The 16,424-nt window shown below is 46.6% G+C and carries 15 protein-coding genes; 12 read left to right on the top strand and 3 right to left on the bottom strand.

Features of this window, described 5'->3' with window-relative positions; genetic code table 11:
* Window positions 1–201 precede the first annotated feature (201 nt).
* The 3 genes from P22_RS04400 (at window position 202) to P22_RS04390 (ending at window position 3,882) form a co-directional block, all read left to right on the top strand.
* Window positions 202–1,635: a sugar porter family MFS transporter gene (locus P22_RS04400; protein WP_054259092.1), complete on the top strand. Its 1,434-nt coding sequence runs from the start codon at window positions 202–204 to the stop codon at window positions 1,633–1,635.
* 149 nt (window positions 1,636–1,784) lie between these two features.
* Window positions 1,785–2,801: a bifunctional inositol 2-dehydrogenase/D-chiro-inositol 1-dehydrogenase gene (locus P22_RS04395; protein ID WP_054258996.1), complete on the top strand. Its 1,017-nt coding sequence runs from the start codon at window positions 1,785–1,787 to the stop codon at window positions 2,799–2,801.
* A 67-nt stretch (window positions 2,802–2,868) separates the two neighbouring features.
* Window positions 2,869–3,882, top strand: a complete 1,014-nt coding sequence (locus P22_RS04390) for a DMT family transporter (RefSeq protein WP_235814551.1) — start codon at window positions 2,869–2,871, stop codon at window positions 3,880–3,882.
* 78 nt (window positions 3,883–3,960) lie between these two features.
* Here P22_RS04390 and P22_RS04385 read toward each other — a convergent pair whose 3' ends face one another.
* Window positions 3,961–4,281, bottom strand: a complete 321-nt coding sequence (locus P22_RS04385; protein WP_054258995.1) for a PTS sugar transporter subunit IIA — start codon at window positions 4,279–4,281, stop codon at window positions 3,961–3,963.
* A gap of 405 nt (window positions 4,282–4,686) precedes the next feature.
* Complete coding sequence (locus P22_RS04380; RefSeq protein ID WP_054258994.1) at window positions 4,687–5,493, bottom strand: DeoR/GlpR family DNA-binding transcription regulator; 807 nt, start codon at window positions 5,491–5,493, stop codon at window positions 4,687–4,689.
* 262 nt (window positions 5,494–5,755) lie between these two features.
* Here P22_RS04380 and P22_RS20370 point away from each other — a divergent pair, with 262 nt between their 5' ends.
* From P22_RS20370 to P22_RS04330, 9 genes are all read left to right on the top strand, one after another.
* A complete protein-coding gene (locus P22_RS20370; RefSeq protein ID WP_156318850.1) occupies window positions 5,756–5,896 on the top strand; it encodes a hypothetical protein in 141 nt (46 codons plus the stop codon).
* A 142-nt stretch (window positions 5,897–6,038) separates the two neighbouring features.
* A complete protein-coding gene (gene iolC / locus P22_RS04370; protein WP_054258992.1) occupies window positions 6,039–7,070 on the top strand; it encodes a 5-dehydro-2-deoxygluconokinase in 1,032 nt (343 codons plus the stop codon).
* Window positions 7,067–7,858, top strand: a complete 792-nt coding sequence (locus P22_RS04365) for a 5-deoxy-glucuronate isomerase (protein ID WP_054258991.1) — start codon at window positions 7,067–7,069, stop codon at window positions 7,856–7,858. Before iolC ends, P22_RS04365 begins: the two co-directional genes overlap by 4 nt.
* Window positions 7,859–8,047: 189 nt before the next feature.
* On the top strand, window positions 8,048–8,941 hold the full coding sequence (gene iolE / locus P22_RS04360; RefSeq protein WP_054258990.1) for a myo-inosose-2 dehydratase: 894 nt from the start codon (window positions 8,048–8,050) through the stop codon (window positions 8,939–8,941).
* A gap of 70 nt (window positions 8,942–9,011) precedes the next feature.
* Window positions 9,012–10,949, top strand: a complete 1,938-nt coding sequence (gene iolD, locus P22_RS04355; RefSeq protein ID WP_054258989.1) for a 3D-(3,5/4)-trihydroxycyclohexane-1,2-dione acylhydrolase (decyclizing) — start codon at window positions 9,012–9,014, stop codon at window positions 10,947–10,949.
* Window positions 10,950–11,141: 192 nt separating this feature from the next.
* Window positions 11,142–12,029 (top strand): sugar phosphate isomerase/epimerase family protein, encoded by an 888-nt coding sequence (locus tag P22_RS04345; RefSeq protein WP_054258987.1) that lies wholly within the window; start codon window positions 11,142–11,144, stop codon window positions 12,027–12,029.
* A gap of 94 nt (window positions 12,030–12,123) precedes the next feature.
* Window positions 12,124–12,549, top strand: coding sequence for an HIT family protein (locus tag P22_RS04340; RefSeq protein ID WP_054258986.1), 426 nt, complete (start codon window positions 12,124–12,126; stop codon window positions 12,547–12,549).
* Window positions 12,550–12,570: 21 nt separating this feature from the next.
* A complete protein-coding gene (locus tag P22_RS04335) occupies window positions 12,571–13,986 on the top strand; it encodes a GntP family permease (RefSeq protein WP_054258985.1) in 1,416 nt (471 codons plus the stop codon).
* Between the two features lie 309 nt (window positions 13,987–14,295).
* Complete coding sequence (locus P22_RS04330; protein ID WP_054258984.1) at window positions 14,296–15,807, top strand: CoA-acylating methylmalonate-semialdehyde dehydrogenase; 1,512 nt, start codon at window positions 14,296–14,298, stop codon at window positions 15,805–15,807.
* A gap of 93 nt (window positions 15,808–15,900) precedes the next feature.
* Here P22_RS04330 and P22_RS04325 read toward each other — a convergent pair whose 3' ends face one another.
* Entirely contained in the window at window positions 15,901–16,374 is a 474-nt protein-coding gene (locus tag P22_RS04325; protein WP_054258983.1) for a hypothetical protein, read from the bottom strand.
* Window positions 16,375–16,424 lie beyond the last annotated feature (50 nt).

Here is a 16,424-nt window from a genome sequence, read left to right as displayed (position 1 = left end):
AAAGACGGGAAAGGGTGAAGGCAATGGCAAAAAAGCCTGACGGCTAAGCGGCCGAAGTGTTTCACAGGAGCTTCACGATTGCCGGCTATGGCGAGGTCTACGGTCATGTTTCTTATTTTTCTAAATTATTTCAGAATATTCCCAATTAATCATGCATCGATTTTAGGCCGGATGGCCGTAATTAATGGAGGGAGAAATAATATGGAGCAACAAGTAAGTGGCGGAAAACAAGGGACACCAAAACAATTTTTACGGACAGTCACCATTGTGTCCACCTTTGGGGGATTGCTTTTCGGATATGACACCGGCGTTGTCAATGGGGCGCTGCCTTATATGGCACGTCCGGATCAGTTGAATCTTACTCCGTTTCTGGAAGGTTTAGTTGCCAGCGGTTTGTTATTCGGGGCGGCCCTTGGTTCTTTTATGGGCGGCCAGCTTGCGGATAAGAAAGGCCGGCGTACCATGCTGCTTGGTCTGGCCCTGATCTTTTTCTTTGCCACACTGGGCTGCACCTTTGCACCCACAGTGGAATTCATGGTATTATCCCGATTTATCTTAGGTCTTGCCGTAGGCGGAGCCTCGGTCATCGTGCCTACGTATCTTGCGGAAATGTCCCCGGCGGAACGGCGCGGCCGCATGGTTACCCAGAACGAGCTGATGATTGTAACCGGTCAGTTATGTGCCTTTGTATTTAATGCGGTTTTAGGCGTTACGTTAGGGGAAAATGCTCATGTCTGGCGCTATATGCTGGCCATTGCCTCCCTGCCGGCGGTCGTTCTCTGGTTTGGCATGCTGGCCATGCCGGAAAGTCCAAGGTGGCTTGTCCTTCACGGCAGGATCGGAGAAGCGCTGGAGGTACTGAAACGGGCGCGCGATGAACGCAGGGCCATTGCCGAACTGAATGAAATTCAGGACACTCTTGCGCAGGAATCCGGTATGAAGCGGGCGACCTTTAAAGACCTCGGGATTCCGTGGGTCCGCAGAATTGTCTTTATTGCGATGGGAATTGCCATCTGCCAGCAGATTTCCGGTGTTAACTCCATTATGTATTATGGAACGCAGATCTTGCAGAAAGCCGGGTTCAGTACGGAAGCGGCTCTTATCGGCAACATCGCAAATGGTGTGATTTCCGTCCTGGCCACCTTCTTTGGCATCTGGATGATGGGAAAACATGGCCGGCGTCCTCTCTTAATGACAGGACAAATAGGCACCATATGCGCTTTGTTTTTGATTGGCGTTTTATCCCACACGCTGGAGGGGTCGGCAAATCTTCCCTATGTTGTGCTTTCGCTAACGGTAACCTTCCTATTTTTCCAGCAGGGTTTTCTTTCTCCGGTAACCTGGCTGATGCTTTCCGAGTTATTTCCACTGCGTTTACGCGGTATGGGCATGGGTGCGACGGTTTTGTGCCTGTGGCTCACCAATTTTCTGGTAGGCTTAAGCTTCCCGGTGCTTTTGGACGCATTCGGCTTATCTTCCACCTTCTACATTTTTGTTGTGATCGGTCTTTTAGGTCTTACCTTCGCGTATAAATTTGTTCCGGAAACAAGGGGGCGTTCACTGGAACAGATTGAGAAGGATTTTCGCGAGTACGACAAAAAGCTGGAAATGGCGATAGAACACGAATCCGTATAACAGGGCTTTATATCAAAAATGTATAAGTTAATTGTCTTTGCAATGCTTTCCGTAGAAGCTGATTCGCGATTGGCATATGGTTGCCGGAGGAAATGCAGACCCGCGTGAAAGCAAATAATAATAAATAGAGATTTGAAGGGGGATTTATCATGACAGTAAGATTTGGTGTTGTTGGCTGCGGTGCTATCGGACAGGAGCATATCAGGAGGATTACCAACACATTATCCGGAGGAAAAATTGTGGCAGTAAACGATATTAATGCGGATAATGCAAAATCGGTGGTCCAAAAGCTCGGCCTTGATGCCAAGGTGTATGAGAATGGCCATGATCTGATCCATGCGGCGGATGTGGACGCCGTTCTTGTTACCTGCTGGGGTCCGGCCCATAAAGAATTTGTTTTATCCGCCGTCCAGGCAGGCAAATATGTATTTTGCGAAAAGCCACTGGCTACAACAGCCGATGATTGCCTGGAAATCGTTGCTGCCGAAATGAAGCAGGGGAAACATCTTGTGCAGGTTGGCTTTATGCGCCGTTTCGACAAAGGCTACGTTGCCCTTAAAGAGGCGATCAGTGCGGGGAAAATCGGCACTCCGTTAATGCTCCATGCCGCCCATCGCAATCCGACCGTCGATGCCCGCTACAGCACGGATATGGCGATTAATGACACGATGATCCATGAAATTGACGTATTGCACTGGTTGCTTGATGACGAATATGTATCCGCCCAGGTGGTATATCCCCGCAAAACAAGCAAAGCTGCACCTCACTTAGCTGACCCGCAGATCGTCCTGGTGGAAACCAAAAAAGGCGTCCGCATTGATGTCGAAATTTTCGTTAACTGCGCATACGGCTATGATATTAAATGTGAAGTTGTCGGTGAGACAGGAGTGGCTTATCTGCCGGAACCTGCAACCGTTCAACTGCGCAGCGAAGCAGCTCTGGCCAGGCCCATTCTCATGGACTGGAAGGACAGATTTATTGAAGCTTACGACATTGAGCTGCAGGCCTTTATCAATGCTGTCAGTACGGGCAGCCGGTTAACCGGGCCCAGTTCCTGGGACGGTTATGCCGCAGCTTTAACCGCGGATGTTTGTGTCAAAGCTCAGTCCAGACCGGGTGAAATTTTACCGATCACTCTGAAAGAATGCCCGGAATTTTATAAATAGTTGCAATAAGGCCGTCTCCTGTATGAACTGAAGCAGCTGCTTAGTCTTACGGGAGACGGCTGTTGTAATGACAAAAATCCGCGGCCTTTGCAAGGCTGGCTGGGGATGGTGGAAAGCAAAAGGAACTTTTATGGAGACTAATAGGAAGACAACCTATATATTATTAACAATTGCGACTATATTTTGGGGCATTCAGCCCTTATGCATCAAATGGCTGGTTGCGGAGTGGACACCGGTAACCATTACCAGTGGACGGTATTTCCTAATCAGCGGAATTCTATTTTTTATCCTGTACCTGCGGCAAGATAGAGGGATTCTGCCGCCGAGGCATTGTTTTCTGCCACTTGTTTTTATGGGCGTAACGGGGATCACGGTCAATAATGTTGCCCAGTTTACGGGATTGCAATATTCTACGGTGACAAACTGTACGCTGATTGCGGCAGCCTCGCCGGCGTTTACGGCCTTTTTATCGGCCATTTTTATAAAGGAACGGCTCAATCGGCTGCAGTGGTCCGGTATAGCCATTTCCTTTGCGGGGGCGTTATGCGTAGTCAGCCAGGGGTCACTGGCCGTGATCAGAAATATTTCCTTTAATACCGGAGACATGTTGTTTTTTGTCTGTCAGATTAACTGGACGATTTATTCTATTATAGGCCGGAGGGTCATGGGGGATATTTCTGCGCTGGCGACAACGGCCTGGGCCGGCTTGTTTGGTGCGATTATTACGGCCTGTTACGGCATATATGCCGGACAGCTTACTTTTACTGTGCTGGAAGCAGTGACGTTCAGCGCCTTTTTGTATACGGTATTCCTCGGGGGTGTCCTCGCCATGCTTTTCTGGAATATTGGTGTAAAACAGGCAGGCCCGAGTCTGACCGCCATCTTTCAAAATGTTACACCGGTTGTCGGCGTGGCTGCCGGTGCCTTTTTTCTGCAAGAAGCCGTTGATATTCAGGAGATCGGCGGGGCTTTGGCTATTTTTGTTGGCGTATATTTTACAACCCATAGCGAACAGGTGGGGCGGTTGCTGCTCCGGAGTGAGCGGACGATCTGTACGGGTACGAGCGCCGGTCATAAATAAGCCTGACTGAAACACGTGTTTCAGTCAGGCTTATTTATGACTTACAAGATTATATTCGACACATTTTTCGTCAGAGGACTATTTTGCTTTGATTTGCAGGTAGAGATTAATGATTTCCTTGGTCATTTCTTTCATTACCATGCCGGTCATCACATAGTCCTGGGCATGGGCAATTAAAACATTGAATGGGTCCTTTAATAATCCGTCCGCCTCCTTTTTCAGGAGTTCTTCCGTTTGCTTGCGGTGTGCCTCAAGCAGTTTTTCATCTGCTTCTTTGACGAGAGCTTCCGCCTGACCGAAATCGCCGTTTCTTGCGGCAGATAAGGCTTTGGTAAGCGCGGCTCTGCCGTCGCCAGCCAAGGATATAATGGAAAATGCAATTTCTTCTGTAGTGGACATATTCATTTCTCCTTTTTTTTATTTTATAAAAAGTACTATGAATATAGCACTTTTTTATTTGCAGGCGGTTATGAATTATCCGGAAGAGTCTCTTTGTGCTTTCTTTTGTTTTGAACTGATGATATTTTGATTATTTTATGATATATAATGGTAATATCGTGATTATAAGTTATCATTATATAATTAGTTTGTCAACTGTTTTTAATTTATTTTCAAAATTGACTAAATTTTTATATAAGTCGGGCTTTGTTTAATGGCTTCACCGTTTTTATCATATTGTACTTTTGTTTTAAATAGTTTCGTTCTGTCTGTTTCGGCATAAACTAATCTGTTTCGGCACAAAATAAGCCGAAGGCGGTAATTTGCCTTCGGCCTGGTCGTTGCGCAGCGGTTTTGGGGTGATTTTCACACTGTTAGGGTTTCTGCTGACGGGTTATTTATACTGGTTTTGGCAGTTGACGGAGTTAAAAGCGTAATATTATGTTCCTGGAAAAATTCGACGTATTCCTCAGGCGGCAGTGCATCGCTAATAAAATAATCGAAATCTTCCAGTCTGGCGTAGGTCATTAAGGCGGCAATATCAATTTTAGAACTGTCGACTAACAGAGCTGCCGTCGCGCAATTTGCCATTACATATTTTTTGGCTTCGGATTCCAGGGGGGAGATATTGGTTGCTCCCCTGTCGATGGAAATGCCAGTGGAGGCCAGAAAAGCCTTGGTAATATTATAGCTTTTCAATGAGTTGATTACATTGGGCCCGGTAAAGGAGTAAGCCTCGCGGTACAGTTCGCCCCCGGTGGAAATAAGACGAAGATTAGACTGGAATAAAGACGCCACAATGACATGGAGGTTGGCCGTTATGATGGTTACATTTTCTTTGTTTTTGAGAAACGGCACAATGTGTTTGGTCGTTGTACCGGAGTCGATAAAAATAACGTCACCGTTTTCAACCAGCTGACTGGCTAATTTCCCGATGGTTTCTTTTTCTTCCTGATGAGTGATTTCCCGCGACTCAAAAACCTCGACGTTGTTTTTGGAGTTGATGGTAATGCCGCCGTATACTTTTTTTATGGAGCCTTTTTTTTCTAATTCGGCAATGTCCCGGCGAATTGTATTTTTTGATACCTTAAACATCTCGCATAATTGATCAAGAGATACGTTTTCCACTGTTCGTATATATTTTTCAATCTCGCTGATCCGATTTACTTTCATTTTCATAATCCTCACTTGTGTTAAAATCTTTGGGTGGCTATAAAATTAATTATATGCTAATTTGTTTTTATATTCAATAGTTTTTGATGATATTTTGATTAACTTTCAGTTAAAACAAATAATAATTATTAAAAATAAAAATTATATTGACAAAAATTACAGCGTTATAGTATATTTTTATCAAAAGATAACCAACAATTACTCATTGTTATTTTGGCGTATCTTGTCACAATGGGGGGGAGCGCGAATACAAGGATTAAACGTGAACAAGGAAGAGTTCTATAAACAATTGAATAAGATGTTCGAAGAGGCGCTGGATAACGGCAGTCCGGCCAATACTGTCCGCTATACCGGTAATTCGGACATCATTGACATCTATCAGCAGATTTGGGAAATCTCTTAAGCACGCTGGACAGCCCGCTTGCATAGAGAAAAAAGACAAGCGTTGCTGCCACTTACGCCAGGTTGATCCGGCGGACGGAAGCGTTTTGACAAGAACTGATTTTGTTTTGGGCTTGACGGCCGATTAAAGGGAGGTTACAAAAATGAATTCTATTCAGTTTGATGCAGCAAAGCCGATGGATATTATACCTGTCGGCAGGGCTACAATTGATCTTAATCCGAACGAAATGCACAGACCGTTGTTTGAAGTCAGCACTTTTTCGATGTATCTGGGAGGCTCCCCGGCTAATATTGCCATAGGACTGGCCCGCCTGGGGAAAAAGGTCGGTTTTTTGGGTAAGGTGTCCGATGATCAGTTCGGCGAGTTCATCAAGCGGTATTTTAGCAAGGAAGGCGTGGACATATCCCAGGTTGCCACAGCTCAAAACGGGGAATCGCTGGGCTTGACGTTTACGGAAATACTTAGCCCTACCGAGAGCCGGATACTCATGTATAGGAATGGCGTCGCCGATTTGCAGTTATCCACCGAGGATGTTTCCGAGGAATATATTAAAAAGGCCAAAATTTTGCTGATTTCCGGTACGGCTCTGTCTACGAGCCCTTCGCGTGAAGCCTGTTTTTTAGCGATGAAGTACGCCAAAAAACATGGTACACTGATTATTTTCGACATTGATTATCGCAGCTATACCTGGCAGTCGAAACAGGAAATTGGTGTATATTATTCGCTGGCAGGGCAAATGAGCGATATTATTATTGGTTCGCGTGAAGAGTTTGACCTGATGGAAATGCTGGATGCCGGCAACGCGGTGAGAGGATATGAGCTGGCTGATCAATATCTGGGATACGGCAATCAGATAGCCATTATAAAATATGGAAAAAAGGGATCTGTAGCTTATTGCCGTAATAAACGGGCCTATCAGGTAGGCACTTTTTCGGTTAAGTTGCTAAAATCTTTTGGAGGTGGTGACGCTTATGCTTCGGCGTTTATTTACGGCCTCTTAGAAGGATGGGATGTTTCAAGAGCTCTGGAATTTGCCACCGCATCTGCGTCGATGGTAGTGGCAAGCCATAGTTGTTCGGCGGCTATGCCTAGCGCGCAGGATATCAAGAATTTTATTGCCGGTAAAAAGGAGCAGGTCATTACAGAGATTGGATGGGAGGAAGACGTGGAGTGATTGGCTATCTTAATAAAATTCAAGGTGGTTATAACCAAATCACAGAGCGGTACAATAAACAGCAGAATATGCTGATGGATATTGGTCTTTGCTCCTGGAAGGAAGGAGAGCAGGCTGCTTTATTGGATGAAAAGCAGGAAACAGCCTTTCTTCTGCTAAACGGTAAACTGGCAATCCGCTGGGAGGGGAAAGAACAAATTATGGAGAGACATTCCCTGTTTGATGAAAGTCCCTGGTGTCTACATGTGCCGCGCAACACCAAGGTTGAGGTTAAGGCAATCGGTGCCTGCGAAGTCATTGTCCAGAAAACGGATAATCCCAGGATGTTTGCCAGCAAGCTGTATAAGCCGGAAGACTGCGACAGCGCCCAATTTGGCAAGGGAGTTTGGAATGAGACGGCATCACGGATTGTCAGGACGGTTTTTGATTATTCCAATGCACCGTACTCCAATTTGGTTATCGGTGAAGTCATCAATTATCCCGGTCGCTGGTCAAGCTATATACCACATCATCACCCGCAGCCGGAAGTCTATTTCTACCGTTTTGACAAACCACAGGGATTTGGCTGTTCCATTATTGGCGAGGATATTTTTAAAATAAAACACAATAGTTTCTCGATGATACCGGGGGGGCTGGTGCATCCTCAGGTGACAGCTCCGGGATATGCTATGTATTATTGCTGGATGATTCGCCATTTGGACAACAATCCCTGGACGGAACGCGTTAATGAAGCAGCGCATACCTGGCTGCTGGAAAAAGACCCACCAATATGGTCGCCAAAAGAATGATTTTGCAATGAATTATAAGAAAATTTTACATTATCAATATTTTTAGAAGGGGATGCGAATTCTCTCTGCACATGGTAATCGGAGAATATGGGTTAGCAACGGAACGGGGGATGTCCGTTCTTTATGGAGTCGGAAATAATCTGGGTTAGAACTGTAGGATAAAAACGAACGGCGTTTGGAGGGGAGCATATGTTGAACAGGGAAAAGGTCAAGGTAGGGGTTGCGCCGATAGCCTGGACCAATGATGATATGCCGGATTTGGGCAGGGAAAATACCTTTGAGCAATGTATCAGCGAAATGGCGCTGGCTGGTTTTGACGGATGCGAAGTAGGCGGGAAATATCCTCAGGATGTACAGGTACTGCAAAAAGCCCTGGCCTTGCGGGGCTTGCAGATTGCCAGCGCCTGGTTTAGTGCCTTTTTAACGACAAAACCTTATGCTGAGACAGAAAAAGCTTTTATCAAGCACAGGGATTTTCTGCATGCCCTGGGAGCCAAAGTGATTGTGGTATCGGAACAGGGGCATAGTATTCAGGGTAAGGATGTTCCCATATTCGAGGGAAAATACTGCCTTACTGATGCAGAGTGGGAAACCCTTGCCACAGGACTTAACCGGCTGGGGGCATTAGCCAGGGAAAAAGAGATGAAACTGGTTTACCATCATCATATGGGAACTGTGGTCCAAACTACGGAAGAAATCGACCGGCTTATGGCCATGACGGATGAAAATCTGGTCTACTTGCTGTTTGATTCCGGTCATTTGGTCTATTCCGGCGAGAACCCGTATGCCTTGTTAAAACAATATGTACACCGCGTCAAGCATGTCCATTTGAAGGATGTACGGCCGGAGATGAGATATAAGGTAAAGCAGGAAAAGCTGAGTTTTCTGCAAGGGGTAAGGGCCGGCGCCTTTACTGTGCCGGGTGACGGCTGTATTGATTTTGTGCCGTTGTGCGCCATCCTGGAGGAAAATGATTATGAGGGCTGGCTGCTTGTGGAAGCCGAACAGGATCCCGGCATAGCAAATCCGCTGGAGTATGCGTTAAAAGCCAGAAAGTATTTGAAAGATAAATTAAAAATCTGATGCGCCGGAGACAGTACGGCAGATGGATACCTACTGCAATATGGCGCATGAAAACGGGTGAGGTGAGAGAATGAAAACGTTAAGGCTTACAGTTGCACAAGCACTTGTAAAATTTTTGGATAATCAGTATGTGGAAGTGGACGGAGTCGAAACAAAATTCATTAAAGGGATATTTACCATATTTGGTCACGGCAATGTCCTGGGATTAGGGCAGGCTTTAGAGCAAGATCCGGGAGAGCTGATCGTTCATCAGGGACGGAATGAACAGGGGATGGCACACGCCGCTACCGGATTTGCCAAACAGAAGTTAAGAAGACAGATCTATGCCTGCACATCGTCGGTAGGTCCGGGAGCCGCCAATATGGTAACCGCAGCGGCCACGGCCACGGCAAACCGTATTCCTGTTTTATTTTTACCTGGCGACGTATATGCTACCAGGCAGCCTGATCCGGTTTTGCAGCAGATTGAACAATTTTATAATTTATCCATTAGTACCAATGATGCCTTTAAGGCGGTGAGCAAATACTGGGACCGTGTCCATCGTCCGGAACAGCTGATGACGGCCTGCATCAATGCCATGAGGGTCTTGACTGATCCTGCCGACACCGGAGCGGTAACGATTGCATTACCGCAGGACGTGCAGGGGGAAGCCTATGATTATCCGGACTATTTCTTTCAAAAGCGTGTCCACCGGATTGAACGCCGGCCGGCGACACAGGAGATGCTTGCTGATGCGGTCCGGCAGATCGTAGCCAAGAAAAAGCCGATACTTATCTGCGGCGGCGGAGTTAAGTATTCGGAGGCTGCCGAGGCCTTACGGGTATTTGCTGAAACCTTTGCCATTCCCTTCGGCGAAACACAGGCGGGGAAAAGTGCCATTGTTTGGGATCATCCCTTGAATTTAGGCGGTATTGGGGAAACGGGTAGTCTGGCCGCCAATGCGATTGCCAAAGAGGCGGATCTTGTCATCGGAGTTGGCACACGGTATACCGATTTTACTACATCGTCCAAATGGATATTCCAGAATCCGGACGTAAATTTTGTCAACATTAACGTGGCCGCCTTTGATGCTTACAAACTTGATGGTGTAAAGGTTATCGCTGACGCCAAGGTTGCTTTGGAAGCACTGACCGAGAAATTGAAAAAAGCAGGGTATAAAAGCGGGTACAGCACTGAAATTGCGGCTTGCAGAGAACGGCTGCGGGTGGAAGTCGACCGGGTGTACGGCGTGGAATACACCGGTAAAGCGTTTGTGCCGGAAATTGACGACCACCTGGACCGTGCCGTTTTGGAAGAGTTTAAGGAGCTTACCGGGTCCTGCCTGACACAAAGCAGGGTGCTGGGAGTACTGAATGAATTTCTGACGGGAAAAGACATTGTTGTGGGGGCGGCCGGCAGTTTGCCCGGGGATTTACAGCGGGTCTGGCGGGCAAAGGGCGTCAACACCTACCATTTGGAGTACGGGTTTTCCTGCATGGGGTATGAGATCAATGCCGCACTGGGGGTCAAGCTGGCCGAACCGGATAAGGAAGTATACGCCTTTTTGGGCGACGGGTCGTATATGATGCTGCATTCGGAACTGCCGACGTCTATTCAGGAACGTAAAAAAATCAATATCATCTTATTCGATAATATAACTTTCGGCTGCATTAACAATTTGCAGATGGAACATGGCAGCGGCAGTTTCGGGACCGAGTTCCGGTTTAGAAATGAAGTAACCGGAAAACTTGACGGCGGCTTTGTGCCGGTTGATTTTGCAATGAACGCAGCTGCTTACGGCTGTAAAACCTATACCGTAAAAACCGTTGAGCAATTGAAAGCGGCGCTGGCCGATGCCCAAAAGCAGTCGGTATCCACTTTAATTGATATTAAGGTCCTGCCTAAAACCATGATCCATAAATACAATTCCTGGTGGCGGGTTGGCGTTGCCGAGGTTAGCGGCAGCGAACGGATACAAACGGTTTATAAGACGGTTCGGGAGAATATCGACAAAGCCAGAAAATACTAACGGCAATGCAGAGCAGAAACTGCAGGGCAAATGATGCGGCAGGCCGCTTCCGCTTAACCGGCCTGCCGGCCCGGAGGGCGCGGCTGTGCTCTGTCGCAGTGGCGACGTACTGCAGGAAAGAATGCTGTCTTTGGCTGAACTGTAATCACAGTGTTTTTGCTACAAAAGATAATCAGGCGGGAGGTCTTGTTCATGAAAATTGCCTTTGATGTGGATGTCCTTGCAAAACAAATGAGCATTAACGATATGGTCCATCAGGTTGCCGACTGGGGCTATAAATATATTGAGCAGTCGCCGCATCCGCGAATTAACCCGTTCTATAAACATCCGTTATTTTCCAGGGAGTGTGAAGCCGAATACCGGAAAGCTTTGGCAGAGACGGGTGTTGAAATATCCTCTTTTATTGTTGTTTACCGCTGGTCCGGTCCGACGGAAGAACAACGTAAAATGGCGGTGGCAAACTGGAAAAAAATAGTAGAAATAGCGGTTAATATGGGTGTGCAAGTAATTAACACGGAACTTTCAGGGGATCCGAATCAGCAGGAAATCTGCAATGGTATGTGGTTTCGTTCGGTGGATGAACTTTTGCCCCTGTTTGAAAAAGAAGGGATTCGGGTCGAAATCCAGTCTCATCCTTATGATTTTTGTGAATTGAACAATGAAACCTGTGATCTGGTAAAGTCATACCGTTCGGATAATTTGAAGTACGTATATTCGGCGCCACACGGCTTTTTCTATGATCAGGGTAAAGGTGATGTACGTTCCATGCTCAAATATGCAGGAGAGGATTTGTCGCATGTTTTGTTTGCCGATACAATGAATCAGACGGTGGATTGCCGTTACATTTTAAATCCTCCCGGAGTCAATGCCACCATACATCAGCATTGCGGACTGGGTGAGGGAGAAGTGGATTTTGCCGGTATTTTCGAAACGTTGCGTGAAATGAACTTTGCGAATAGAAGCTTTAAAGTCGGTGGAGAAGCTATCGCCTGTGTATCCCTATTCGGCTATCCGGAAAAAATGGCAAAACAAGCTCCGGAAACCCGTGAAAGAATCGAGAGGGAACTTTTAAGCAAATAGTTAAACTGAAATAAAGAGGCTTACGAGGTATGGGTATGGGATGGCTTCCGGCCATCCCATACCATATAGTCCGATATAGAAAGGGAGGAATTTCATGAATTATGATCATAGCTGTTTCCATTGTACAAAAGATCAAAGACTGCAGGCGTTAATGCTAAAAATAGCGGAATTAAGAATTTCCACCCTGTATTTGTTTAGAGAACAAACTTACCGGGGAAGATGCCTGTTGTCTTTTAACGGACATAAAGGGGAACTGTATGAGCTCAGCAACGAGGAACAGACTTTATATATGCACGATTTGGCACAGGCAGCTCACGCTGTACAAAAGGCATGCAATCCTGACAACATTAACTATGGCGCCTATTCGGATAAATTACCCCATCTTCATTTTCATATTGTTCCTAAATATAAGAATGAGTATTCCTGGGGCAGTACGTTTGACATGAGTCCCGACAATAAAGCATGGCTTAGTGACGGGGAGTATGATCAATTAATTAAATCGATCAAGGATAATTTATAAAGATTGGTAGAAGGAGCTTCTGTGGACGGTATATTTATTTTTATTAGTTTGCTTTTGCTTATGTTTTTTGCTTATCGTGGCTATTCCATTATTTTAATAGCGCCTGCCTTTGCCATAGTTGCTTCGCTGGGCAGTGATTATGGTGTAATGCCTGTATTTAGTGAAATTTATATGACCAAAGCCGCAGAATATATTAAAACTTATTACCCGGTTTTTTTGCTGGGGGCGGTATTCGCCAAAATCATGGAAAAAGGTGGTTTGGCGAGTGCTGTTGCCGCTAAGATTGTTGAGTCGTTAGGAGAAAAACAGGCTATTCTGGCTGTTCTTCTGGGATGTGGAGTATTGACTTATGGCGGGCTTAGTGTCTTTGTGGTGGCATTTGTCATGTATCCTTTTTCCGCTATTTTGTTTCGCCGGGCCAATATCCCCAAGCGTCTCATGCCGGCTACTTTATGGATGGGAATTTTTACTTATGCGATGATTGCCCTGCCGGGGACTCCGCAGATTCAGAACGTAATTCCCACCGCTTTTTTTGGTACAACTACCTGGGCGGGAATAGTAACCGGTTTGGTTGGAGCGGCAGCCTATTTTTTGTTAGGCTGGGGCTGGATTAGCTATCGATATAAAAAACTTGTCTCAAAGGGAGAAGGGTACGGTGAGCACCGGCTTAATGAACCGGAAGCCGTAGCTGAAGGGATGCCGCACTGGGGCGCAGCGTCAGTTCCGTTGTTGATTGTGGTCATCATTAATCTGGTCATGAGCAATCCCTTTCACTGGAATTGGGCGTATCATTGGGACCCTAACAGCTTAGCAGCGTTGGTGCCGCTGAAAATTTCTTTATTAAGTCCAAATGTGGAGCGGGTACAGTCCATCTGGTCGATTAATACGGCTTTGATAGTAGGAAGCCTTTGTGCTGCCGTTATTGGACGAAAACGCCTGAAAATACGGGGCGGCTTACTTGAGCCTCTAAATTCCGGGGCTATATCTTCGGTCACTGCGATATTGAATGTGGCCTCCGGCTATGCTTATGGGAGTGTTATAGCAAGTTTGGACGGATTTCAGATCATAAAAAATACATTATTGAACTTGTCTATTGGCTCCGGTCCGTTGCTGTCCGCAATTGTTACGACCAACATCATGACGGGAATTACCGGCTCGGCTTCGGGCGGTTTGACTATTGCACTGGGAATGCTGGGGAATGAATGGCTGGCCTGGGCCAATTCAATTGGAATGCCGCCTGATATACTGCACAGGATCGTATGCCTGGCGTCGGAAGGGATTGATACAGTTCCCCACTCCGGTGCTCTGGTGACCCTGATTGCCGTTTGTGGTTTGTCTCACCGGGAATCTTACTATGATGTATTTGTTCTCACGTTAATTAAGCCGTTGATCGCTGTTATTTGTCTGCTGTTCTATAGTTTTACGGGACTGGCTTAATTCGCGACTCGGTTGTATGGATTGATAGGCGGCGCACTTCGTGATGTGACGGATAAAGGCTTGAGATGGCGGTTTTACGACAAATTTTAATGGGAATAGGGGAAGCGTGATAAGTCGGCAGCCCTGATGAGGGTTTATGACCGCAGAAAATTGTGATATTGCTCGCGCAGCCGCATGGGCCGGATATTACGGCGCAGCTACGGGGTAGGCTGATGTTCGGTAGCTGCCCGGCAGAGCGCACAGCGGCTGACGCTGGTCTATCAATAGATTTGTAAAGATAGTATATAAAAAGCGATGGAGGGAAAGAGTATGGCAATCAAAAGATTAAAGTATGGCGTAAATGGCGAATGGAAGGAATCGGCGACTTCAAAATATATGCCGATTACCGATTCGAACACAGGGCAGGTTATTGCGGAAGCGCCCTGCTGCACTGTTGACGAAGTAAATGAGGCGGTGGCTGCGGCGAAAAACGCCTTTCCAGCCTGGTCGGCCACTCCTGTCAGTGTACGGGTACAAATTATGTTCCGGTATAAAGCCATTCTGGACGCGCATCTGGAAGAGCTGACATTGCTGGTGGCTACTGAATTGGGGAAAAATTTGAATGAAGCCCGTGGCGATGTGCTTAAAGCCATTGAAGTGGTGGAACTTGCCTGTTCTGTTCCCTCTTTGATGCAGGGTGACTCGCTTATGAATGTTTCCAACGGCCATGACACCGTTATGTACAGGGAAGCTATCGGCGTATTCGCCGGTATTGTACCCTATAATTTCCCGGCGATGATTCCTTTTGGCTGGATGATTCCGCTTTGTATAACTACGGGAAATACCTTCGTGCTTAAGGCTGCCAGCATGGTTCCGCAGACAGCGGTCAGGATGCTGGAGTTATTAAATGAAGCCGGGTTGCCCAAAGGTGTTGTCAACTTAGTTACCTGCAGCCGGCATGAAGCGGAGTTACTGTTGGAGCATCCTGATGTTGTCGGTATTTGTTATGTCGGTTCCACTTCAGTCGGTCTTCATATTTACTCTACGGCAGCGGCGCATGGCAAAAGGGTTCAGGCTCTTTGTGAAGCTAAAAATCATGCGTTGGTCTTAAAAGATGCCCGCCTGAAAACGACAGCAGCACGGGTTATTAATTCCGGTTTTGGCTGCGCAGGACAACGTTGTATGGCACTACCCGTCGTTTGCGTAGAAGAACAGGTTGCTGATGAATTTGTTAAATATCTGGTGGAGGCAGCAAAGAATGTTAAGGTGGGGGCTGCTTATGACCCTGATACCGTTTTGGGGCCGGTAGTATCGGAAGAGCATAAGGCCAGAGTGCTGGAGTGGATTAATAAAGGGGTGGATGAAGGGGCCAAACTGGTTTTGGACGGCAGGAATGTGGTCGTACCAGGCTATGAAAAGGGCTTCTTTATCGGACCGACCATTTTTGATCATGTGACAGAAGAAATGAGTATCGGAACGAATGAAATTTTCGGGCCGGTTGTTTGCATTAAACGAGTAAAAAATTTCGAACACGGTCTTGCTGTTATGAATGCTAATCCGTTTGCCAATGGGTCCTGCATATTTACGCAGAGCGGATATTATGCAAGGGAATTTACCAGGAGGACACATGGCGGTATGGTAGGAGTCAATGTTGGTATTCCGGTACCCATTTCGGTATTTCCATTTTCCGGACATAAAAAATCCTTTTTTGGTGATTTGCATTGTATGGGTAAAGACGGCATTGCGTTCTTTACCGAAGCGAAGTGCGTGACAAGCAGATGGTTTACGGAAGAGGATACCGATACAAAAGTAGATACCTGGGAAGGTACTATCACCCGTTAATGGTCATGTTTATATCGTTTGGATTTAGTAAAAAAGGGATATTCACTGCGTTGAACAGTGAATATCCCTTTTTTGGGGGTTAATTCGGGTGCACTATCTTCCTTGCATTGCCTCCTGAACAGTAGGCCGGACTTTAGGGTCCAGGACGATGGCTTTTACAGTGTCTTTCATTGCCGGATCGGCCATCATTTCAATCACTGCCGGGCGTATCTCCGGATCGCTCAGCATTTGGACCATATTTTTCCGCAAGCGGGGGTCGCTTAGCATGTCCATCATGACCGGCTGCATTTCGCTGGAACTCATGATTTTAGTCATGGACAACCGTGCATCGGTAGAGGACATCAGCTGGCGCATCATGGTGGGATTATTGGCCATCATGGATAGCGTTCCCTGATCGATGACTGTTTGGGGTGGTGTGGTAGGCTGTTGCGGTTGCTCCGCTGCTTGCTGCTGCGTAGTGTTAGGCGGCTGATCCATCGGCTTTTGTTGTGGCGCTGTGGAACAGCCGGATAAAATCAGCAGAAGCAGGAGAGTTAGGATCAATACTATGCTTGGATGGCGTTTCATATACTAGACCTCCAGAAATAAGGATTGTTTACGGTGTTATTGTTGACCAA

Origin of the sequence: Propionispora sp. 2/2-37, from assembly GCF_001298735.1 — a bacterium.
Classification (GTDB): Bacteria; Bacillota; Negativicutes; order Propionisporales; family Propionisporaceae; genus Propionispora.
The sequence above is the reverse complement of the archived record's forward strand: the minus strand, read 5'-3'. Positions and strand labels throughout refer to the sequence as shown.

Excerpts from the sequence above, each read along its gene's own strand:
- P22_RS04340 (WP_054258986.1), top strand. The coding sequence starts at position 12,124 with ATGAATTATGATCATAGCTGTTTCCATTGTACAAAAGATCAAAGACTG.
- iolE (WP_054258990.1), top strand. The coding sequence starts at position 8,048 with ATGTTGAACAGGGAAAAGGTCAAGGTAGGGGTTGCGCCGATAGCCTGG.
- P22_RS04345 (WP_054258987.1), top strand. The coding sequence starts at position 11,142 with ATGAAAATTGCCTTTGATGTGGATGTCCTTGCAAAACAAATGAGCATT.
- iolD (WP_054258989.1), top strand. The coding sequence starts at position 9,012 with ATGAAAACGTTAAGGCTTACAGTTGCACAAGCACTTGTAAAATTTTTG.
- P22_RS04390 (WP_235814551.1), top strand. The coding sequence starts at position 2,869 with ATGACAAAAATCCGCGGCCTTTGCAAGGCTGGCTGGGGATGGTGGAAA.
- P22_RS04385 (WP_054258995.1), bottom strand. The coding sequence starts at position 4,281 with ATGTCCACTACAGAAGAAATTGCATTTTCCATTATATCCTTGGCTGGC.
- P22_RS04400 (WP_054259092.1), top strand. The coding sequence starts at position 202 with ATGGAGCAACAAGTAAGTGGCGGAAAACAAGGGACACCAAAACAATTT.
- P22_RS04330 (WP_054258984.1), top strand. The coding sequence starts at position 14,296 with ATGGCAATCAAAAGATTAAAGTATGGCGTAAATGGCGAATGGAAGGAA.
- iolC (WP_054258992.1), top strand. The coding sequence starts at position 6,039 with ATGAATTCTATTCAGTTTGATGCAGCAAAGCCGATGGATATTATACCT.
- P22_RS04325 (WP_054258983.1), bottom strand. The coding sequence starts at position 16,374 with ATGAAACGCCATCCAAGCATAGTATTGATCCTAACTCTCCTGCTTCTG.
- P22_RS04380 (WP_054258994.1), bottom strand. The coding sequence starts at position 5,493 with ATGAAAGTAAATCGGATCAGCGAGATTGAAAAATATATACGAACAGTG.
- P22_RS04395 (WP_054258996.1), top strand. The coding sequence starts at position 1,785 with ATGACAGTAAGATTTGGTGTTGTTGGCTGCGGTGCTATCGGACAGGAG.